General features: G+C 51.8%; 17 protein-coding genes. 3 read left to right on the top strand and 14 right to left on the bottom strand.

Annotated features, from left to right (window positions below):
* Positions 1–141: 141 nt before the first annotated feature.
* The 12 genes from HYD27_RS24215 to HYD27_RS24160 all read right to left on the bottom strand — a co-directional run bounded on the left by HYD27_RS24215 (position 142) and on the right by HYD27_RS24160 (position 14,233).
* On the bottom strand, positions 142–1,521 hold the full coding sequence (locus HYD27_RS24215) for an oligosaccharide flippase family protein (RefSeq protein ID WP_219219413.1): 1,380 nt from the start codon (positions 1,519–1,521) through the stop codon (positions 142–144).
* A complete protein-coding gene (locus tag HYD27_RS24210; protein ID WP_219219411.1) occupies positions 1,487–2,953 on the bottom strand; it encodes an O-antigen ligase family protein in 1,467 nt (488 codons plus the stop codon). The genes HYD27_RS24215 and HYD27_RS24210 overlap by 35 nt, the downstream gene beginning before the upstream one ends.
* The gene (locus tag HYD27_RS24205) at positions 2,950–3,723 is read right to left on the bottom strand and encodes a WecB/TagA/CpsF family glycosyltransferase (RefSeq protein ID WP_219219409.1); all 774 of its coding nucleotides are present in this window, start codon (positions 3,721–3,723) and stop codon (positions 2,950–2,952) included. The genes HYD27_RS24210 and HYD27_RS24205 overlap by 4 nt, the downstream gene beginning before the upstream one ends.
* Positions 3,720–5,066, bottom strand: a complete 1,347-nt coding sequence (locus HYD27_RS24200) for an O-antigen ligase family protein (RefSeq protein ID WP_219219407.1) — start codon at positions 5,064–5,066, stop codon at positions 3,720–3,722. Before HYD27_RS24200 ends, HYD27_RS24205 begins: the two co-directional genes overlap by 4 nt.
* Positions 5,067–5,074: 8 nt before the next feature.
* On the bottom strand, positions 5,075–6,016 hold the full coding sequence (locus HYD27_RS24195) for a glycosyltransferase (protein ID WP_228745288.1): 942 nt from the start codon (positions 6,014–6,016) through the stop codon (positions 5,075–5,077).
* 19 nt (positions 6,017–6,035) lie between these two features.
* Complete coding sequence (locus HYD27_RS24190) at positions 6,036–6,728, bottom strand: sugar transferase (protein ID WP_219219405.1); 693 nt, start codon at positions 6,726–6,728, stop codon at positions 6,036–6,038.
* Positions 6,729–6,817: 89 nt separating this feature from the next.
* Entirely contained in the window at positions 6,818–7,705 is an 888-nt protein-coding gene (gene galU, locus HYD27_RS24185; protein WP_219219403.1) for a UTP--glucose-1-phosphate uridylyltransferase GalU, read from the bottom strand.
* 143 nt (positions 7,706–7,848) lie between these two features.
* Positions 7,849–8,490: a CpsD/CapB family tyrosine-protein kinase gene (locus HYD27_RS24180; protein WP_219219401.1), complete on the bottom strand. Its 642-nt coding sequence runs from the start codon at positions 8,488–8,490 to the stop codon at positions 7,849–7,851.
* Positions 8,474–9,214: a YveK family protein gene (locus HYD27_RS24175; RefSeq protein WP_219219399.1), complete on the bottom strand. Its 741-nt coding sequence runs from the start codon at positions 9,212–9,214 to the stop codon at positions 8,474–8,476. Before HYD27_RS24175 ends, HYD27_RS24180 begins: the two co-directional genes overlap by 17 nt.
* Before the next feature lie 1,228 nt (positions 9,215–10,442).
* Complete coding sequence (locus tag HYD27_RS24170) at positions 10,443–11,078, bottom strand: response regulator (protein WP_219219397.1); 636 nt, start codon at positions 11,076–11,078, stop codon at positions 10,443–10,445.
* A 23-nt stretch (positions 11,079–11,101) separates the two neighbouring features.
* Positions 11,102–12,526: a sensor histidine kinase gene (locus tag HYD27_RS24165; RefSeq protein WP_228745287.1), complete on the bottom strand. Its 1,425-nt coding sequence runs from the start codon at positions 12,524–12,526 to the stop codon at positions 11,102–11,104.
* An 852-nt stretch (positions 12,527–13,378) separates the two neighbouring features.
* A complete protein-coding gene (locus HYD27_RS24160) occupies positions 13,379–14,233 on the bottom strand; it encodes a helix-turn-helix domain-containing protein (protein WP_219219393.1) in 855 nt (284 codons plus the stop codon).
* A gap of 84 nt (positions 14,234–14,317) precedes the next feature.
* Here HYD27_RS24160 and HYD27_RS24155 point away from each other — a divergent pair, with 84 nt between their 5' ends.
* On the top strand, positions 14,318–16,249 hold the full coding sequence (locus HYD27_RS24155) for a beta-N-acetylhexosaminidase (protein ID WP_219219391.1): 1,932 nt from the start codon (positions 14,318–14,320) through the stop codon (positions 16,247–16,249).
* Positions 16,250–16,379: 130 nt separating this feature from the next.
* Here the strand turns inward: HYD27_RS24155 and HYD27_RS24150 are convergent, their stop codons facing one another.
* Positions 16,380–17,459 (bottom strand): Gfo/Idh/MocA family protein, encoded by a 1,080-nt coding sequence (locus HYD27_RS24150; RefSeq protein ID WP_219219389.1) that lies wholly within the window; start codon positions 17,457–17,459, stop codon positions 16,380–16,382.
* A 172-nt stretch (positions 17,460–17,631) separates the two neighbouring features.
* On the opposite strand from HYD27_RS24150, the gene HYD27_RS24145 reads away from it, so the two are divergent.
* Together HYD27_RS24145 and HYD27_RS24140 are read left to right on the top strand one after the other, a co-directional pair.
* Entirely contained in the window at positions 17,632–18,567 is a 936-nt protein-coding gene (locus HYD27_RS24145; RefSeq protein WP_219219387.1) for a hypothetical protein, read from the top strand.
* An 83-nt stretch (positions 18,568–18,650) separates the two neighbouring features.
* Positions 18,651–18,890 carry an NHLP leader peptide family RiPP precursor gene (locus tag HYD27_RS24140; RefSeq protein WP_220101747.1) on the top strand — a complete coding sequence of 80 codons (240 nt, stop codon included), beginning with the start codon at positions 18,651–18,653 and terminating at the stop codon, positions 18,888–18,890.
* A gap of 28 nt (positions 18,891–18,918) precedes the next feature.
* On the opposite strand, the gene HYD27_RS24135 is transcribed toward HYD27_RS24140, so the two are convergent.
* A complete protein-coding gene (locus HYD27_RS24135) occupies positions 18,919–20,838 on the bottom strand; it encodes a sensor histidine kinase (protein WP_219219385.1) in 1,920 nt (639 codons plus the stop codon).
* Positions 20,839–20,920 lie beyond the last annotated feature (82 nt).

Below are 20,920 nucleotides of genomic sequence, written 5' to 3'. Positions count from 1 at the left end.
GCTGAATAGCAGTTGAAATTAGAAAACAAAGGCGAACGCTATCGCTTCTACAGCTCCAAACTTCCTTTCCATTCCTCTGGCACCGTACATTTGTTTGTTAAGCAGAGAAGCAGCTCGCTTCGTTCCTCTGCCCGCTAACACTTAGGTATCCATAGGTTTCTTGCGAATATAGGAATTCATCGTCGTCTTCATCCACTGAATGTCATCCGCGTTAATCAGCAGGCGGGGCAGCTTGACCTTCAGGTTGTATCTGATATTAAGAATAATGAACAGGAAGCGCAGCACCGCCGAGGAGAGCATTGCCACCCCCGCTCCGAACAATCCGAACTTCGGCACCAGCAGGAACAGCAGCGGAATTACCAGGATCAGCCCCACCCCCTGAAGGATCGACACAAACTTCGGCTTGCCCAGCGCCATGAACACCTGGGCCAGGATCAAGGTGCCGCCGCTGATTGTAACTTCCAGCAGCAGCAGGCGGAACACCGTCAGAGCGGTGTTGAAATCCTTGCCGTACAGCAGCGGGATCACGAACGGCGCGACCAGCATCAGGAACAGTGAGCCCAGCAGGGTACATGTTGTGCTGATGCGGAAGGCCTTGAAGGTAAGGGCAACGGCCTGATCCTTCGACAGCTCGGAGGCTTTCGGGAAAAGCACCACGGTGATTGAGTTCGAGAAGAAGTTAACCATCCGCGAGAGACTCACCGCTACTGCATACAGCCCCAGATCGGCCGGCCGCAGCAGGCCGGCGATAATGATCTGGTCGATATAGAAGGAGAACTGTCCCAGCAAGTCATTTCCGTACGAACCGAGTCCGTAGGTGAACAGTCTTTTGAAATTGAGATAAGCGTCTTTCAGCTTCACCTTATAGGTACGGAGCAGTGTAATCGTCATCCAGATGAAGATCGGCACTGACGGAACCAGATACGCCAAGGCAGTCGTGAAAGGATTCATCGAATGCGTGAGGATCAGAATTCCGATGGCCGCCAGCGTCAGCAGCGGAACCAGATACCGCAGCAGGTTGAAGGTCTTGTAATCGCCTCTGAACTGAAAAGCAGCGTTGTTGACCTGTGAAACCACGATCAGCGGACACAGGATCATCGACCATTGCGCAAACAGTACGACACTCGGGCTGAAGGATTTCAGCCAGTAGGGAAGAATCACAATCCCGACGATCATGGCTGCGGTCCCGAATACCAGTGCAATCAGCAGGGCCACCCGGTAGAGCACCCCGGCCTCATCCGGATTCTTTTTGGCGTTGTAGATCAGCGCCGAAGGGATGCCGAAGCTCATGCTGAACGCCAGAAACTGCGACCAGTTCACCATAGCTGTCTGCTCCCCGCGGCCTGTCGGACCCAGATAGCGGGCGGTCAGCACACCGGTCAGCATATTGACCAGCAGGATCAGCACGCTGACGAACATGGTCTTCACTGCGGCGGAGCTGTTATCCTTACTCTTGGTAAACCGCCGAAGTGAAGACCAGACTGTACTAGTGGGAAGTGATTTCGCGTTCGATGGCTGCATGCGGCATTCCCTTCTTTCTGCTCTCAATAATCTCTTTGGCACCAAGGCCCAGGCCGATCAGCATCCAGATCAGATAACCCTTGAGTCCGGGAAACCCGTTATCCGATACCAGGCTGATGACTGCCCCCATCCATGCCGCCAGCGACAGGCGGGCATATGGCTGAAGGCTGTCTCTGCTGGTCACTCTGATTACAATTTGCTTAATCACAGCGCCCAGTGCGCCGAAGAAGAATAAAGCGCCCAGGACACCGAAGGTAAGCAGCAAGGCGATCAAGCCGTTGTCCATGTTCCCGTATTCGCCAAGCTCCCCGCCGTTGCCGAGCTTGGTCCCTTGGCCGACACTCCCTATCCCCTGGCCGACCGGATTGGACGCCACCATCGGCAGCATGTTCTGCCAAAGGCTCAGGCGTTCATTATAGGAGTGGTCCTCCTGCACCGAGGTCAGTGTCTCCATGCGGGCGACCAGCCCTTCCGCACCCGGCAGCTTAGGGACGATCCAGAACAGTGCGGCAGCGACGACCATGAGCTGGAGCAGCGCCTTCCATTTGCCTTTGGAGGGGGATGAGGCGATGTATACGAGCAGCATCACCAGCATCACGAGCCAGGCGGAACGGACCAGTGTGGTCAGAAGGCAGATGACAACGAGCAGGACGCCGATCCAGCGCAGCGTTCCCTGCCATCTTTTCTCCAGAATCATCGGCACCAGGGCAAATACCAGGAAGGTCGCCGCCGGCCCGGGAGAATTCAGAGTAGAGAAGACCCGGATTTCCAAGGGATACGGTGTACCAATGGAGATCATATCGGCATTCCTCATCCAGAAGGCATCCCAAGGAGGAACGGTCAAATACTGGATGATCCCATAAATGGCTACAAGCACTGCGATGTTGGCAAAAGCATAGAGCAGCCTGTCAATATCCTTCGGCTTAAAGCGCGTTACCGCGAAAAATGGAATCAGCAGCAAAGGCACGATATAATTCGCCAGGTCATACACCGAGCCAACGCCGTTCTTCGCCAGTCCAATCAGTGCCCCGTAAGCCAGGGCTACCGAGAACAGCAGGATAATCCGGGTGGAAGATTTGCGGATCCGGTGAATCTCCTTCAGCACCGGAATCGCCAGGGTTGCACCGGTAAGCAGCGGCGCCAGACTGAGCAGCGATACGGAATGGTAGACCCCTTCGGACCAGTCCGCGATACGCCGCAGCTCCGGGGCAACCGCCCAGACCAGCAAGGTGTAGGCGATCAGCGCCTTCGGCTTCAGCAATGCCAGCAGGAAAGCCGGAAACAGGATCCCCGCCAGAATAATTCCCTGAAGACTGCCCGAAGAGCTAAGCTTCGCGCTGGCAAAACCGATCATCAGCGGAAGGCCAAGACATATGCCGCAGATCAGCAGCAGCATTCCTGCTGACTTTATGGACGGAAGACTCACGTTCATTCCAGCCTGCCCCCCTTAACTTTATCCCGTTTGCGCAGCTCCTTGAGCAGCAGAACCAGGAATTGGGCGTCATCGACAAGATATCTTTTCCACAGGCGCCCCGGCTCCTGGCTGAGCCGCCAGAACCACTCAAGCCCTGTCTTTTGCATGAAATCAGGCGCCCGTTTCACTGAGCCTGACAGAAAATCAAAGGTGGCTCCCACGCCGATCGAGATCGGCGCCCGGTAAGAGGTGTAATGCCGGTAAATCCACTTCTCCTGCTTCGGCGCTCCCACGCCTACGAACACAATATCCGGCTGACTCTCGGTCAGCATTTCGATAATGCGCTGGTTCTCTTCATCGTTGTGCTCAAAGCCGTAGGAAGGAGAATAGCAGCCGACAATATTCATATCCGGATAGGCCGCTTTAAGGTTCTTGGTCGCCTGCTCCGGCACGCCTTGCGCAGAACCGAGGAAGAACAGCCGGTACTTCCTTTGCTCAAAGGCATTGCCGAGGCGGCTGAACAGATCAGCTCCCGATACCTTTTGCTTCAGCGGCTTGCCCAGCATTTTCGAGGCCCAGATCAGCGGCATTCCGTCTGCCACTACGGCTCCCGCTTCGGAATAGACCGTCTGGAACTCTTTGTCCTTGCGAAGCTTGATGACATGATCGACGTTGCAGGTCAGAATGTAGGATTGCGAGCGTTCCTGAATGGTCTTATCAATGTAATCAAGCAGGTCCATGAAATCATAGTTATCGAAATTGACATCGAACATGTTCACTTGGTTCATCGTATCACTTCTTTTTGTGGGGAATCGGCCATCTGTGATGATCGGTACAGGCAGTTCAGGTACCAACAGAACGGAATAATCGATTGGACCGTCGACAGCGTGTTGTCGGAAAAAGAATAAATCATAAACGCTGCTATAAAGAGCAGATAATAAGGTTTGACTGGCGGCGCCAAAGCTCTGTACACCAGTATAAACACAGCCAATAATGAAAGCAGAAGCAGTATGGCCCCGATATACCCTCCATCAAAGTAAAAGCGGATATACTCGTTGTGCGGAACCACAAACCCTTTGTAAAGGGTCCCGTCGTTCGCCACTGTAACTGCTCCAAGTCCTCTGCCCGACCACGGAGAATCTGCCGCCTTGTTCAGGAAGTACTCCCAGGCTTCTGCACGCCCCGATAAGTCAACCGTTGTCTCCGTTGTGCGTTCGAAGGAACGCTTCTTGATGTTGTCGAGCTGCAGATATACCGCCGCGAAGATCAGAATAACCGAGCACAGGAGCGGAATCAGAAATTGTGTTCTGCCCTTCAGATACTGCCGTGAAATATCGTAAAAGTAGTACAGGACCATCAATACCAGTGCCAATATCGGCCCCCGTGTCCCTGTTCCAATGAGAATCAGGAAGTTCAGCGCCAGCATCGTATAGAAAAAACGGACATGCTGTGTACTCCGCTTGATCTCAATAAATGCAATCCCCACGCCCATGAAGGCCAGCATCGCCAGATGCGCCGGGATATTCGCTCCCTGAACCCGTACAGCGCCGGTGAACTCCACATCCAGCAAAGAGTGGAGGTGCGCGACCTGCAGCAGGACTCCGGCCAGCACGCTTACCAGTGGAAGCGTCGTGATAATACGGATCTGCCGCTCAGCCACCTCCTTTTTCCAGTTGATCAAGAGAAAGACAAAAGGAAGGGACAATCCGATAAATGCCTTGACGGCAATGGACCCGCTCATCTCCGGCAGCCAAATTGAGGAACCGAAGGTGATGAACAGCAGCGCCACCATGGCCCACAGGGGCTGGCTGAGGCGGAATTTCAAGCCGTTCACCAGAATGCAGGGCACCAGCAGCATCAGGATCACCAGCTTGTATAACGACAGAATTTCAATGCCGAACATGCTGCCGGGATACAAAAAGTTGATGGAGACCGCCGTCGTCAGCAGGACGAAATAGCTGATAAGCTCAGGACGCGAGATAGAGACAACCAGCAAAATAATCAGGAGTACGGCTGCTACCGCTATTGCCGGCTGATAAATGACCGCTGCTCCAAGAAACAGAGCGGACATGAGATAGAGCATTCCGTATGGCAAAGCGTTCATTTTTGAGCCCCACTCAAAATTCGTCATTGTCTCCCTCACCCCGCTGCGGATTCCCTCTTCCGGTTCCAGATCATATGAAGAGTTCCGCGAATACTCTCCAGCCTGCATTTGTTCAGGAGTTTTCTCCCCTGGCTTCTGGAGAGGATCGAGTCAGCCAATATATATATGACTTTGGCGGCCGTCTTTCCCAGCAGGAGCAGATTTTCCTTCATGCCTTCGCTTTTCATCGCGTTGGATATGCCTTGGCTGTAATATCTTTTCATAATCCAATCTTCAGTCAAACGGCTGGCCGGAACAAAATGGTCTACGGCCATCTGCGGATGATAGAGGATCGAATGTCCTTCCCCCTGCAGCTGGTCGAACAGCCAGGTTTCTTCACCGGAGAGAAGCGAATCCCCTTTTCTTCCCAGCTCCAGCGGAAACAGGCTGATATCGAAGGCCGCCTTGCGCATCGCCATATTGGCGCCGCAGGGATGAAGCCGCTTAGGATATTCCTTGATCCGGTTGCCCAAATCTACGATGGTGTAAGGCAGCTCGAAAGGCTTGATCAGCCATTCGGGACGCTTGCTCTCGAAGATCGGGGCGATCTTGCCGCCCATGGCCATAACCCCGGGCTTCTCCTCAAAGGTGCCTACAATCGTTGTTATCCAATTCCGGCAGGGAACCGCATCATCATCAAGGAACGCGATGAGCGGCGATTTGGAAGCCAGAATCCCTGTGTTCCGGGCCGCCGATAATCCTTGCACCGGCTCCAGAAGGTAACGGATATCCATATCTGCGCCTTCACTCTCTATAAACCGCCCGGCTACCGCCGCCGTATCATCCTTGGAGCTGTTATCGACTACTATGACCTCAGCCTGATCCAGATTCTCGAGCGGCAAGAGCGACTGGAGCGTCTTAAGCAGCAATGCTGATCTGTTGTAGGTGCAGATGATTATGGAAATCTTAGGAACGTCTCCGTTTACAAGCATCGGCATTCACCCAATTTCCATTTTTTTAATATGCATCTTTGGAGCCAAGCAGCATCAGGCCGGTTTTGGCGATGATTTTGAGATCCAGCATGGTGCTGCGGATATGAATGTAGGTCAAATCCAGCTGTACCATCTCGTCGAAGCCGACGCTGTTTCTCGCATTGACCTGCCAGTAGCCGGTGCAGCCCGGTGTAACCATAAGCCGTTGCTTATCATATTCCGTGTACTGCGCCACCTCTTCCACGAGCGGCGGACGGGGGCCAACCAGGCTCATATGGCCCAGCAGCACATTCCAGAGCTGAGGCAGTTCATCAATGCTGGTTTTGCGCAGGAATCTTCCTGTACGTGTGATACGGGGATCGTTTTTGATCTTGAACATCGCGCCGCTGACCTCGTTGTAGGCCATCAGATTCGCCTTCAGCTCCTCGGCATTCGATACCATGGATCTGAATTTATACATCGGGAACAGCTTCTCATCCTTGCCAACCCGGTTTTGACGGAAGAACACCTTTCCTTTCGGATCTTCCAGCTTGATCAGGATCGCCACCACTATGAACAGCGGCAGCAGCACAAGAAGGCCAAGAGCGGAGAAAAAAATGTCGATAATCCGCTTCATCACCAGATAGGAATCCATTTCTTTGCTTCCTTCTTTGGCATGCAGCATGTAAAGTTTCGGCAGGACGGCCTCATAGTCTTCCGGCAGTTTTTGCATGCTCATCTCTCCTCATTCCTCCTAAAAGTTTTGTTAGCCTACACTTCCTGACTAAGCCTCAACCACTGCCAGCTTCGAAAGCATATGCTTGGTTTTCAGCTGTTCAGAGTTTGTCCCGCTTTGCTGAGCCATTCTGCCATAGCATCCATCACCGGATACCGCAGATCCTCACTTTGCAGCGCAAATTCGAGTGTAGTCAAAATATAGCCAAGCCGTTCGCCGACATCGTATCTCGTACCGTCAAAGTTATAAGCATACACTCGCTCGCTTTGATTCAGCTTCTGAATGGCATCGGTGAGCTGAATTTCGCCGCCTGCGCCTTTTTCCTGCAGATCCAGGTACTTGAAGATTTTTGGCGTAAAGACATAACGTCCCATGATCGCCAGATTGGAAGGAGCGGTGCCAATCGCCGGTTTTTCGACAAAATTATTAACCCGGTACAGCCGTCCGTCCTGCAGGTCGGGTTCAATGATCCCGTAGCGGTTGGTGAATTCATCGGGAATTTCCTGTACACCGATTACTGAATTCTGGGTTTCCTCGTATTGATCAATCAGCTGCTTCAGGCAGGGAACCTGGCCGGTTACGATATCATCACCGAGCATTACGCCGAAGGGCTCGTCTCCGATGAACCGTCTGGCGCACCATACCGCATGGCCGAGACCTTTGGGTTCTTTTTGACGGATATAGTGAATTTCAACTTTCGAGGAACGCTGTACCTCTCTCAGCAGCTCCAGCTTGCCGTCCTCCAGCAGTCTGGATTCCAGTTCAAAAGCGTTGTCGAAATGATCTTCGATGGCGCGTTTCCCTTTACCTGTAACGATGATGATATCTTCAATGCCGGAAGCGATTGCTTCCTCCACGATGTACTGGATAGTGGGTTTGTTGATGATCGGCAGCATTTCCTTAGGCATTGCCTTCGTCGCAGGAAGGAAGCGCGTTCCTAGACCTGCCGCAGGGATAATTACCTTCTTTACTTTTTTCATCGCACTTACCTCCTAAAGAGTTTTGTAAGCATATGCCTCATCCGATTATTCTTCGTACAAAACTTGCTTCGGAAGCATACACCCCGGTTTTGTAAGTATTGGCTCCACTCATTTTTCTCTAGAACAAAACCCTCTTGGAAGCACTATCTGGTCTGATTCATAGCAATCCCGAGGATCTTCACACCTGTCTGCTCCATGACACCTTTGAGCTTTTTAAGCGATTCGCGCTTGGTTTTGCCATGCCTGGCGACGATGATCACTCCGTCCGACAGCGGGGCCAGGATACGTGCATCACTGTACTCTACCGCCTGCGGCGAATCCAGCAGAATCAAATCGAAGCTTGTCTTCAGCTCCTCCAGCAGAGCAGGCATTTTGTCGCTCCCCAGCAGATCCGGCGGACTCACACCGGTAATTCCGGCCGGGATTACAGCGAGATTGGCCAGATTGCCGTATACCGCGATATCCTTGGCCTCTTCCATACCTGCGAGGTATGCGGCCAAGCCTTGGCTGCCTTCCACCTCAAACACAGTGTGCAGCCCCGGGTGTCTCAGGTTACAGTCCACAACCGCGACCTTCTTGCCGTCCTGCACAAAGGAAACCGCAAGGTTCGACAGAATGGTCGTCTTGCCTTCCCCGCCTTCTGCGGAGGTGAACAGGAGAACCTGTCCTCCACTGCCCTTCAGCAGCTCCAGCTGCCGGATATAGGTGCGCAGCGAGCGGAAGGATTCTGAGATGTGCGAGGATGGATTCATATCCGCAATCAGACTTTTATTCAGCCGTAGCATAAGCACCCTCCCCTACTCTTGCATTGGCATTTGCCGGCCTGCCCAAGTCCTTCTTGCGGATCGTAGGAATGCTGGCGATAACCGGAAGCCCGAGATCGAACTCTGCCTCCTTCTCTGACCGGAGTGTACCGTTCAAGGTTTCCATCAGCAGAATAATTCCGATGGCCGCCATCAGTGAAACCACAAAGCTGATGATAATGTTCATCATGGAACCGCTGTTTACCGGACCAGAGGCAGCTGCAGGATCAGCAGGGGTCAGAAAAGTCACATTGTCCAGATTCATCAGCGCCGGCAAGCTGCGGATGAACGTCTGCGAAACCGCATTTACGATCGTGGCCGCTTTCGTGTAGCTCTCGTCCTGCACGCTCAGGTTGATTACCTGGCTTTTCTCCGAAGATTTGATCTGCAGCTTGCCAGCCAATTGCTGTTCTGTCAGATTGAACTCGGGGTGCTCTGCTACTACACTCTTCATAATCGTGGGGGACTTCAAGATTTCCTTATAGCTCTCGATGAGGTTGAGGCTGAAGTTCAGATTATTAAGATTGTTGCTCTCGGGGACGTTCACGGCGTTGTTGACGAGCAGCTGTCCGGAGGCTGAGTAGACAGGCACGACGAAGTTCTTGCTGACATAGAAGGTGGTGGTGCAGGAGATTAATACAAACAACGTGATTAACCATAACCTCTTCTTAATCAGGTTAATGTAATCCAAAATCGTCTTTTCCACAGTAACCCTCCTTCCGCATTTATTGCATTCTGAAAGCAATCATGAAAGTTTCAGATATCTTGCTTTTATTCTATCAATCCCTGAGGATCGCCACATGGGTCATACCATCACTTTAATCTTCACTTTCGTGTGAGGCGGATTACCTCTGTGGAGGGGGGTCATGGTATACTTTAGTGCCATAGGCTTGGAAAAGCCTGACAAGCTGTGGAATCAATGGCTTCGCCCGCCGGCTTGTGGCAGGCTTCACCTTGTTCAGTCATGTTCACAGATGGATCTGATAGCATTTTGGCGGCGGAATACATAGAGCCAGGCCTTCTCCAATGGAAGAGATAATGACAGAGAAAAAACGGCTATGCCGCCCTTCACTGGACAGCGTAGCCGTTTGGGATTTCTGAATATAAGGCGACTGGAGCTATCCTGTTCGCCATAGCCGGTTGAAGCTGTGCTCCCTTCCCCAGTCCATCCAGACCTTCCTGCTGAGACAAGGCGGTAAGCTCAAGTGGAAAAAGTGAACTTAACCTCACCGCATCCCCTTTTTCGCAAGCGTTAGTGGGAAAAAGGAACCCTAATCGTTCCGTTTCTCTCCCTTATGGGGAATACGCCCTAAATAAAATGAACTTGAACCATTCATTCAAAGGGCAGCCATTTTAGTGGTAAAAAGGATAACTAAAGTAGCTCATTCGGATCATGGATCATCCCTAGTGGGAAAAAGTACAACTAATTCGGCTAAAATCAGCCGTATGGAGGGAGCGGGCCTCTATTAAGTGTACAAAATCCCACTAAAGCCCGGTAAATCCAGAATTCCAGCCCATTAGTGTTACTTTTTACACTTCGCTTCCGTTCCCTATGAACCTCCTTACGTTTCATCAGCTTGTTCAGGTTCTCCGGTTCAATTCAGGTTAAATTCTTATCTTTTAAGAAAGACGGCTATCGGCGTCCTATAATTTCAGTGGGGAGGAGAAGAATCATTTCGCGCTGATTCCCTCGTCCTGCCGGCTTCGGGCGAATTCAAAGGTACTTCTGCCTTTGATTCCCTCTACCTGCCTGCTGCGGCCAACGCAATCGCGCAGTTTGCTTGGCCGAAGTCCCGATCCATTCTTTCATACTACAGCTCAGCCGTAAATTAACGGATAAGCTTCGCTTCCCCCAAAACCTATAAATTCTTATCTTTACAAAAAAACACGGATAATTTCATCCGTGTTATTACATATTTTGAATTTAATGGAAGTCATTCGTATGACATTTCATATTTGGTCAACCCCACGGCGTTGGCGTACAGCGCTGCCTGCGTACGGTCCGCTACCTGAAGCTTCGCCAGAATCTGGCTGACATGCTTCTTCACTGTGAATTCACTGATGAACAGCCGTGAGGCGATTTCGCGGTTGCATGCCCCCTGGCCAAGCTCAATCAGCACTTCTTTCTCTTTCGGGGTCAATTCGTCGGTAGGACTGTTGCCGCCCATCCGCATTTTATCCTCCATCAGGCCGGGGTCATAATACTTTCTGCCCTTATGTACCAGTTGAATGGCAAAAAGCAATTCCTCAGGCAGTGCCTCTTTCAGCACATAGCCATCTACCAAAACTTCTTCCGCCTTCAGGAAATCCTCCCGGCTCGCCGAAGAGGTGAGCAGGATAAACTTGCTGATCAGACCGCGTGAACGCGCTGCTTTGATGACATCCAGACCTGATTCATCGGCCAGCTTGAGATCAATAAGCACAAGATCAGGCTGCGTCTCTTCTATCACCGAGAGCGCTTCTTGGCCATTCGTTGCTTCTCCGGCAAATTGCAGATTGGACTGCATGGAAATGACCGCCGCGAGTCCTCTTCTAACCAATGGGTGATCATCAACAATGACGATTTTCACTAGAACGACCTCCTGCCTAAAGTTTATGCATTTTTTAGTTCAGCCACGCCGACAGGTATCGAAATTAAAATTCTGGTGCCTGTGTTCTCACTGCTGGACAACTGGAAGTCACCGCCTAGAGACTGTGCCAGATATTGCATATTCTTCATGCCAAGTCCGCCGGTATTGTCCTCGGATTCGGTCCAGAGCAGATCAGTATCGAAGCCGACGCCATCGTCGCTTATCGAAAGTCTGATCCATTTTGGCTTAAGCGACAGTTCGACATCCACCCGGCTGGCAGCGCCATGACGAATGGCATTGCCTGTGGCTTCGGATATAATCCGGAAGAGCGCCTTGTGGTAAGGATAAGGGAGACTGAAATCATCCCCCGTTATTTTTAGATCGATTTCCACATCATTTAGCCTGGACAGGCTTTTCAAATGCGATCTGACCATACCCAGCCAGGTGGGACCGCCGCTTTTTTTGGAGCTGAGACTGTAAATGGTAATGCGCAGCTCCTTAGCCACCTTGGTGGCCGAATCATGAATCAGCTCAATTTGCTCCTCCAGCTCGGATTCAGTTATCTTCCGCCATGTCTGCTTCAACGAATGTGTCGCATATACAATGCCGAAAAGGCTTTGCGATACACTGTCATGCATTTCATCGGCAATCCGGTTCTGCTCGTTCGTGATGATCAGCCGGTTCTCAATAACACCCAGCTCATGGCGCTCAAGGATAATCGCGCTCAGCTCCGAGAGAAACATCAGCTGCTGGATGTACCATCTGCGGCCTTCCAGGCCTTCCGACGCTTCCAGCTTCACACCAATCATGCCGACAAATCGTGTACTCATTCTTACAGGCATGAGCAGAAAGTCTCCGAGTCCGGGCAGGCTCTTAAATACCGGTTCACGCTGCAATCTCCATTCATGCTCGTGCTTCTCCAGCTCTGCGAAGAGGAAACGCTCCTCCTCTTGCTGCCAGCCGGTCTGCCGGCTCTGCGGCGCAGGCTCACCGCTTTTTTTGGCGAACCAGAACAACGCTTTGTCCAGCTTAGTAAGCTTCACCACATAATCTGTAATCACCTGGCCAATATTCATGAAGTCATGCTGGCTTGAGGTTTCAACAATATGATAGAGCGATTTGATATGTTCCATGGTTTCGTTGGTCCGTGCGTTTGCCGCTTCCCGCTGCCGCTTGATCCGATTAACCATTTGCATAACTATAACCGTAAGTACCAGGACTAGAAACAGGTTGCCGTTATCAAGTACGGCTTCGGAGAAAATTTTGCCGGAAGAGTTCATGAAAAAGTAAGAGCACACGGCAACTATAGCAAAATAACTGAAGATCAGACTCCAGCTGAAAACAAATGATAATGATCCCGCCGCGATGAGGGCAGGATTAAGGACATACAATTTAAAAGAACTGTCATACCCGCCGGTAAACAACGTCAGTGCAATGATTCCCGCCATCTCAATGCTCACAGCAAGCATAAGAACACGCGGCCATTTCCGCAGCCTTCGGTAATAAATTGTAAATACTTGGGCAAATAAGAATAACGCGATGATTAATAGGGATTTATAAAAGACGGAAGGCCCCGTATGGTCCAAGAGGTACATTAGTGATGTGAGGGACAAAGAAATTGTTCTGTATAGGGCAATCATTCTGTCTTCCGCAGTTGCTTTAATTTTCATCCCACCACCCTATTCTCCAGTTTGTGGAAAATGCGAGTATATTTTAAGCTTTGTTTAAAAGCATCATACATGAGAAAAATCACAATAACAAGTTCCCGTTTTTGCTGATAACGGTTACAATTAATGAATTCCGCTTAAAATACGGCTTTTTTTTCGAAGGTTTATTTAAATATATCCATATTTTCAAAAGATAGCGGATTCAGAAACAAACAATATATTACAGCCGCAAGCGAAGCAGCCTGCCTTTAATATCCGGGCAGGCTGCTTCGGCAGCTAAATCTATGGCTGTCATAATCTTTCCAGTCGTTCACAGTCAATTTCGGTCACCGCTGGCAAAGGTTTTGGCAACTTGGATGAATTACAAATACAAATCTGATAGCGTTGTTCGCCAACGATATGATACCCGGTGGACAAAATACGTACAGTATGGTTTCGTGCATCCACCTTATGGAGACTGCGGCAACTGATGCAGTAAAATTCTCTCATGGCTTCATCTCCGGCATAGTCAATAAGAACTAACGCAGTTCTGCAAATATTACCTAAATAATAACATTTCATTTTTGAGCATGTCAATAAAAAACCACAAATTCCGACATTTTATTCTCAGATGAAGTAGAAATTTGTCGGTAATTATAGGCTATTGCGGCAGGTTAATGGAGATAATCCCATATATTTCTTAAATAACCGTGAAAAATAAAAGCAATCACCGTAATGCAGCATTCCGGCTATCACTTTGACCTGCAGGGAAGTGTTGAGCAGCAGATGCTTCGCTTCCGCCATTTTGAGGCGGTGGATATATTCATGCAGAGGGTATCCGCTGCTGCGCCGTACAAGCCGGCGCAGCGTGGACATCGAAATATGGTGTTTGGCCGCAATCTCCGCCAGATCGGGCGTCCCGTAGATGCAGGAGGTCAAATCTTCACGGATCTGCGGCATAATGTCGGCCTCCCGTGTGCGGTAATGGTCCCGGGTAATCAGCGAACACTCCAGCAGCAGACCTTCCAGCGTAACCGCAGCCCTGTCGGCATCTGCCGGAACACCGCCTTCCATCAGCTCCAGCACCTTTTCAAATAAAGAGGCCAGTCCCTGCACCCCATGCGCCTCAAAGACCGTTCCCCCCTCTACAAATCCCGCCTCCAGCCATTCGGCCACGCGTGCCCCATTGAAGTTAATATAGTATTCATCCCAGCTTCCACCCGGCGGAGGCCCGAAGCTGTAGCTGCAGCCCGGCCGGAAGAAAAACAGGCTGCCGGCGCGTACCTGCTGAGCCTTGCCTCCGTTCTCAATATAGGTGCCGCTCCCGGATAATATATAGATAACTGCCCAATGCTCGAACACAACGTTTGAACGGAACAATATTCTTCCCGGCAAATGACCCGCCTGACCTATCCGGACCGCCTTCAGCCTGAGCCTGGAGGACTCCACCTTGGGGTCAACCACCCGAATCGGATACGGACTGATCATATAATCCATTAGCTCGGACATGATGTGCATTCCTCCCTTTGTTTAGGAGTGATATGGTTAATCTGAAGATGATCATATTCTACATGAATAAGAGGTGTCCACGCTATGTCTGAAAAGCATCCTTTGCAGCTGTTTCCCGGACCGAAGGTCTTGGTCCGGTCTGAAGGCCGGTTCCATCTTCCTGCCAGAGGAAGTATAGTTCTTGCGGGCGAGGCCGGCCGTGCCGTTCTTCCTGCTGCGCGCAGGCTCCAGCTTACCCTGTCCCAGGTTCTTCAGCTGAATCACACCCTGTCCATAGGCACCCGTCCTTCCATCCGTTCTGTCCATCACTTTAGTTATAGTCCCATGCTGCCGGCGCAGGGCTATGAGATCCTCGTGGATAAGCGCGGAATTGCCGTAACCTACAGTTCTCCCGAGGGAGCCTATTATGCCACTGCCACACTGAAGCAAATTCTGCAGCATTACGGCCGGGACCTGCCATTTCTGCACATCAGCGACCAGCCGGACTTCGCTGCGAGAGGGCTGATGATCGACATCAGCCGCAATAAAATCCCCAAGCTCGAGACTCTTTACCGGCTTATTGATTTCATGGCAGATCTGAAGCTGAATCAACTGCAGCTATATATAGAAGGTTCTCCATTCGCCTATGAATCATTTCCCCAGGTCTGGGAGCTGGAAACTCCTGTAACCGGCGAGGAAATTCTTCTGCTCGATGCTTACTGCCGGGAGCGTTATATTGAGCTTGTTCCGAATCAGAACAGCTTCGGCCACATGGAAGGCTGGCTGACCCGTCCGGAGTTCAATGCCCTGGCCGAAATTCCGGAGGGCTTCATGCTCCCTGAACATATGTACGACCATGAAATGTATCCCGAGGGGCTGTTCATGCATCCGGGAACCTTTCATACCGGGAACCCGGAGGTCCTGGAGCTGCTTGGCACCATGTACGATGACCTCCTTCCTTACTTCACATCGAAGCATTTCAATGTCGGCTGCGATGAGACGTATGAGCTGGGTCTTGGCAAAAGCAAAACAGCCGCCGAAGCCGTGGGCAAGGGCCAGCTGTATTTGTCTTTTCTGCAGAAAATACATGGGCTTGTCCTGGAGCGCGGCAAAACCATGCAGTTCTGGGGGGATATCATCATCCAGCACCCCGAGCTCATTCCCCAGCTGCCCAAAGATATCATTGCCATGGAATGGGGCTACAGCGCAGCACACCCGTTCGAGGCGGATACGCTGAAATTCCGTGAAGCGGGCATACCTTTCTATGTTTGCCCGGGAACCAGCTCCTGGAATTCGCTTACGGGGCGCAGCGATAATATGCTGGCCAATCTGCGCAGCGCCGCCGTGCATGGCAAGAATAACGGTGCCATCGGCTACCTGATCACCGACTGGGGCGATTTCGGACATTGGCAGCACCTGCCTGCCAGCTATGCCGGCTTCGCCTACGGCGCGGCAGTCGCCTGGAATGTGGAGAACAGCCTGGAGGCCGATGTTGCATCGTATCTGAACACCTCCGTCTTCAGGGACCGTTCGGGCCTCATTGGCCAATTGCTGCTGGACCTCGGCAACTATTACAAGCTTGAATCCGGCATCAATCGGCCGAATGATACGGAAATGTCCATGCTGCTGCGAACCCCGCTGCACCAGGTGCAGCTGGTCGGCAAGCTAACGGGCGAGCATTTCGAGCATATAGAGCAGTATATGGAAGAGATCGAAGTCCGCTTGGAACAGCTTGAGCTGGAATGCAGCGATGCCGGCCTTGTCATGGAGGAAATCTCGAACGGTATTCATTTCGTGAAGCATGCGGTAAAGCTGGCCCGGATTAAAAAACAGCTCGCGGGCGGGTCCGGCAGCCTTGACGCGGCGCTGATCAGGCGGCAGATCAAAGACCTGGATCTGCTCCTGCATCACTACCGCCAGCTGTGGCTTCAGCGCAACCGTCCCGGCGGCTTGGAGCAGAGTGTCTCGAAGCTGGTGCGGCTCCGCGCCGAATATACCGGGCTTGCGGCTGAGCTGGCCGTTCCCGCGGCGTTATAGTACGGCAGATCATCCGTTCTGCCGCTTTGAAGTTCAAAAGGCCGCCTGCTCCGGAGAAATACGCGGATCAGGCGGCCTTCTATTTCAACGGCAGTTTTGCCGTTGTTCCCCTCCCCCCGGCGGCCCAGGCTCATTCAGCCGCCCAGGGCTGGCGCTGCGAAACTACCGTTTCGCCGCTCACGGCGGCCTGCTCCAGCAGCAGCGCCAAATATTGGTCCTGGCAGCCTTCCGCCAGGCTGTAGAAAGACGGACCGCCCTGGACATGCCGCTGCATCCGGACCAGGCTCTCCGCAATGGCAATCTCATCCTCGGAGAGCCTCGCCGGTGCAAAGGGATTCCTGTACAGCCATTCCCCCCCGGCCATAATTCCCTTAAGGTAAAAGCCCTCCAGATTGCCGCCATGGCCGGCATCGATCCGGCGCAGCCTGCTGAACAGCGGCGTGTCATAATCTTGCAGCCAGGATATGTCATCATTCAATATTTCTCCCCGTTCTCCGCGGACGAGCACCCGGCTGCCGCGAATCCAGGAGAAGTACTGGTCGCCGGTGAAGTCGAACACGCCCAGCTGGCCGCCAAAATCCAGCGTAGCCAGCGTCTGGACACTTTGCGCCACCGCTTCGCCGGATGGAGGTCCGCTCCGCTGCGGCCCCCGGATAATCGGGGAGCGGAAATTCTGAGCACGGATGCCGGCGTTCCCGAAGCCGATGCCGAGCAGCCGGCGGATCAGACTGATTCCGTGATAACCGTGCGCCGCTGATACCTGGGCCTGGCTGACGGTTCCCAGCCTGCCTGATGCAGCGAACGCCATTCTTGCCGCATGCATCGGCTGGAACAAATACTGCTCGGCAATCTGAACCGTTGCGGAGCGGCCCGCACGCCTCCACAGCTCCTTCAGCTGTGCCAGGTCCGGCGCAGGAGGCGTTTCAGCCAGCACCGGAATTCCGGCCTCCGCCAGTCCGATCAAATATGCCGTACTGATATCCTTTTTCAGGCTTACCACGGTGAATGAACAAGCTCCGGCTGCGGAGATAAATTCCCCGATTGCAGTGTATACCCGGACTCCCCAGGCTCTGCTCAAGGCTTCGGCTTTATCCTTATTGCGGACGAACACAGCGCCAACGGCGAATTGCTCCGGCAGCTCTCTGGCGATCCGCAGATAAAATTCCGCACGCCACCCGCCGCCCAATAGTCCAAATATGATCTTATCCATACCTGAGCTCCCTTCCATCATTATTTTCAGATCCTCTATTCCGTACAGAATTCCCCGATTGAATTTAGATTGAAATCACCTGACGGGAAGCATATAATCATCACAAATAAACCATTTATTGCCTGGAAGCTATACATAGTTAAATAAAATGACGATGACAGGAGACAGGTCTATGGATTGGCTGCATGATTACGACGATGAGCTCCGTTTGGTGTTTCAGGACTGCAGCGGCATTATTTCCGGATTCCCTGAACCGCTTCGTGCCCAAGGATTATCCTATCTGGATCAGTTTAACGTATTCAGCGCAGGAAGCCACAAAAATTATATCTGTTACCTGCTGCCGTTCTGGCTTCGGGACGGATATGGCCTTACGGACGCCGAAGTCCGCGGACTCTCGGCAGGCAACGTCTTTTTCATGCTCTATTTCTTCATTCAGGATGATCTGATGGACAGCAGCAAAGACAGTGCCGCCCGCAAGCTGCCGCTTGCCAATCTGCTGTATGTTGAATTCCTCAACAGGTACAGGCCGCTGTTTCCGTCAGATTCACTTTTCTGGCTCTGCTTCAACCGCTATATTCTGGAATGGGCGGAGAGTGTGGCCGGTGAAGCGTATGGAGATTATTTTCTGAATGACCGCCTGAAGCTCTCCCACAAAGCCAGTCCGCTGAAGCTTACCAGCACAGCCATTCTGCTGTATTCCGGCAATGCCGCCCTGATTCCGGAAGCGGAGGATTTGCTGCATACGGTGCTGCTGACCCTGCAAATGCTGGATGACTATGAGGATTGGGAGGAGGATCTTGCTGAGGGAAGCTATAACTGCCTGCTGTCAATGGCATGCAATCATGCGAACGCAAGTCAGGAAACGCTTACCCAAACTCAGGTCAAGGATTTTATCTTCACGGCAGGCGGACTGGCTGCCTATGCCGGAACAGCGCTTGCCAATCATATGAAGCTTGCAGACCATCAGCTGGACGCCCCCCATCTTATCTCTTTCCACCAGTTTATGGTCAAGAATCTGCAGCATATGGCAGCAGCGGTTGAAGCAGAAAAGCAGCTTTTGCAGAACGGAGGTCTCAATTACTGGTTATCTAAACATTTGAAGCTGTAAATAGGAAATAGGATATAGATTAATAGAATGGGCTATGCTATACTGATCAGGAAAATATAACCATTTTGGGAAGGGTGATTATTTTGTCAGAAGCAATTCTCCGAAATCAAGTGATTCAGAAGGCATGGGAAGATCCGGGGTTCAAGCAAAGATTACTCACAGATCCGAAGGCAGCCCTCCAAGAAGCGCTAGGCATCCAACTTCCCGATGATATTACACTCAAAGCCGTCGAAGAAGCGTCCAATGAGTTCTATCTGGTTATCCCTCCCAGCCCGGCATCAGGCGTAATGAAAACAGATTTAACCCCCCTCAGCACCTGGTAGAACCAATAATAGAACCAATAAGATCATCTCATAGGGAGCCAGGACCATCCGGAGCTTCTGCCAAAGGCAGAGTGATAATGGATTCGGTTCCGGCTCCTTTTCTGCTCAGAAACCGGACCTCGCCCCCCATCGACTCAATGATCCGGAAGGTCACCATTAGCCCCAGCCCTGTCCCTTTGATCTTATTGGAGGAAAAATACGGCTCACCCAGCCGGCTCAGAACCCACGGGTCCATGCCTGCCCCGTTATCCTTGACATGGATGAAGACTTCCCCCCCTTTGGCATATGCCGTTATATGAATGCTTCCATCATTGCCCAGCGATTCAATACTGTTCTTGATAATATTGATAAATGCCTGCTTGAACTTGGAGGAATTCCCTTTAACCCATAGATGGTCGGCGACCTCAAGCACCATCTTCCCGCCGTTCAAATGACACAGCGGCAGCAGAATGCTCTCGATATGCTTGCATTCATCCTGGACGCTCAGCAGGGAGATTTGCTCGAATTCCGGTTTGGCAAACGTCAGAAAATCCGTAATGATATTGGACGCGCGGTCCAGCTCGCTTAAGGCCATGAACAAATATCTTCGCTCATCACCGCTCGATTTCTCGCTTAAAAGCTGCAGAAACCCTCTTGTCACCTGCAGCGGGTTGCGCACTTCATGTGCCACGGAGGCGGCCAGCTCGCTGATAATCTCCATTTTCTCGGAACGCTGCAGCTCGTTGTTGAACAGCTCCAGCTCCCGGGAATATTTAACGACCTGCTGGTGGTTCAGAGCCAGGCGGCGTCCCAGGATAACAATCAGGGAGAGAATGAACACCACCAAAGCCCACTTCCAGTAGATCAGATCATAGTTGCCTTTGCGGATATAATACCAGACCAGCTCGGCTGCACCGGTCACAGCAGCAGTGCCGAAACCGACGGCAAAGGTGATCGCATCCTTGTTCCCCCGCAGAGAGAACAGGATGACACAGGCAATCAACAGGACAAATTGCAGAATCATGATCACTCCGACGATGGTAGCGGAAACCAAATAATAAAATTCCACCAGCCGGTTGCCCGACAGGGCATTGAGAACCAGGCAGGCTATGCAAAATATGGAGTAGGCCACCTGGAATTTACGGAAACGCCGGATGATGCCGAATTTGCCGCCGCCGAATATTTTCTCAAATAAAAAAGTCAAGGAAGGCAACAGCGACAGCAGTGCGAGATCGAAGAAAACGACGCTAAGCGGTCCCAAATAACTGAAGAAGGTGTATGTAAAAGGGGAATAGGTTATGGACAAAACCCCGGTGGAGGCAATCACCAAGGACAGCGAGGCTGCTACAGAGAAATACTCCTTGTTCAAATAAAATGCGCATACAAACAGAACCAGCGCCACGAACAGAAAGGCGCCTCCCAGAACCACGTCCGCAAGCCCGTTTTTGGTATAATCCTTGATCAACACGCTATGCTCGCCAAGGACCGGGCTGTCTTTAATTCCGATCCGGTCCCGCAAGGTCTCCGTCCATAGATATAGGGTCTTTCCGTTATCTTCGGTACTGAGGGGAAGGAGCAGCGAATAATTGTCATGGATGTAGCTGCGGTCGCCTTCAAAAATGAGACGCTCCCCCACATATGCCTTAACATGCAGCGCATACAGCGTATTGATATAAACCGCAGGCGAAGTATATTGACTGTCCGGCAGCGGTATGCGCGTCCAGGCGGAGGAAATTCCCTTGGGCAGCTCCGGCGTTCCAAGCCGGGCAAGCACCTCCATCCAGCCTTGGGTCTCCGCAAGCGGAACCTCCTGGCCTGTATCTCCGTCCGGGCTTCCCCATTTCAGTTGCCAGCTTGTTATTTCTTGGGAGGCATATGGGCCTGCTGCCGATACCTGAAGCGCACCACAGGCCGTACAAAGTACGAATAGAACTACGGTTATATGTAGAACTCTAGCGAACAAGCGCATGCAAGCACCTCAGAAGAAAATTTCAGAAGCAACGTTCTGTTGTTGTTAGTACTTCGCTTCATCCACAGTTCATCCCTTCAAA

The organism is Paenibacillus sp. S150, from assembly GCF_019352175.1.
Lineage (GTDB): Bacteria > Bacillota > Bacilli > Paenibacillales > Paenibacillaceae > Paenibacillus_AQ.
This window is presented reverse-complemented; position numbering and strand designations above follow the sequence as displayed.

Coding starts and splice junctions, on each gene's coding strand:
- HYD27_RS24215 (WP_219219413.1), bottom strand. CDS start 1,521: ATGCAGCCATCGAACGCGAAATCACTTCCCACTAGTACAGTCTGGTCT.
- HYD27_RS24210 (WP_219219411.1), bottom strand. CDS start 2,953: ATGAACGTGAGTCTTCCGTCCATAAAGTCAGCAGGAATGCTGCTGCTG.
- HYD27_RS24205 (WP_219219409.1), bottom strand. CDS start 3,723: ATGAACCAAGTGAACATGTTCGATGTCAATTTCGATAACTATGATTTC.
- HYD27_RS24200 (WP_219219407.1), bottom strand. CDS start 5,066: ATGACGAATTTTGAGTGGGGCTCAAAAATGAACGCTTTGCCATACGGA.
- HYD27_RS24195 (WP_228745288.1), bottom strand. CDS start 6,016: ATGCCGATGCTTGTAAACGGAGACGTTCCTAAGATTTCCATAATCATC.
- HYD27_RS24190 (WP_219219405.1), bottom strand. CDS start 6,728: ATGAGCATGCAAAAACTGCCGGAAGACTATGAGGCCGTCCTGCCGAAA.
- galU (WP_219219403.1), bottom strand. CDS start 7,705: ATGAAAAAAGTAAAGAAGGTAATTATCCCTGCGGCAGGTCTAGGAACG.
- HYD27_RS24180 (WP_219219401.1), bottom strand. CDS start 8,490: ATGCTACGGCTGAATAAAAGTCTGATTGCGGATATGAATCCATCCTCG.
- HYD27_RS24165 (WP_228745287.1), bottom strand. CDS start 12,526: ATGGCGGGAATCATTGCACTGACGTTGTTTACCGGCGGGTATGACAGT.
- HYD27_RS24160 (WP_219219393.1), bottom strand. CDS start 14,233: ATGTCCGAGCTAATGGATTATATGATCAGTCCGTATCCGATTCGGGTG.
- HYD27_RS24155 (WP_219219391.1), top strand. CDS start 14,318: ATGTCTGAAAAGCATCCTTTGCAGCTGTTTCCCGGACCGAAGGTCTTG.
- HYD27_RS24150 (WP_219219389.1), bottom strand. CDS start 17,459: ATGGATAAGATCATATTTGGACTATTGGGCGGCGGGTGGCGTGCGGAA.
- HYD27_RS24145 (WP_219219387.1), top strand. CDS start 17,632: ATGGATTGGCTGCATGATTACGACGATGAGCTCCGTTTGGTGTTTCAG.
- HYD27_RS24135 (WP_219219385.1), bottom strand. CDS start 20,838: ATGCGCTTGTTCGCTAGAGTTCTACATATAACCGTAGTTCTATTCGTA.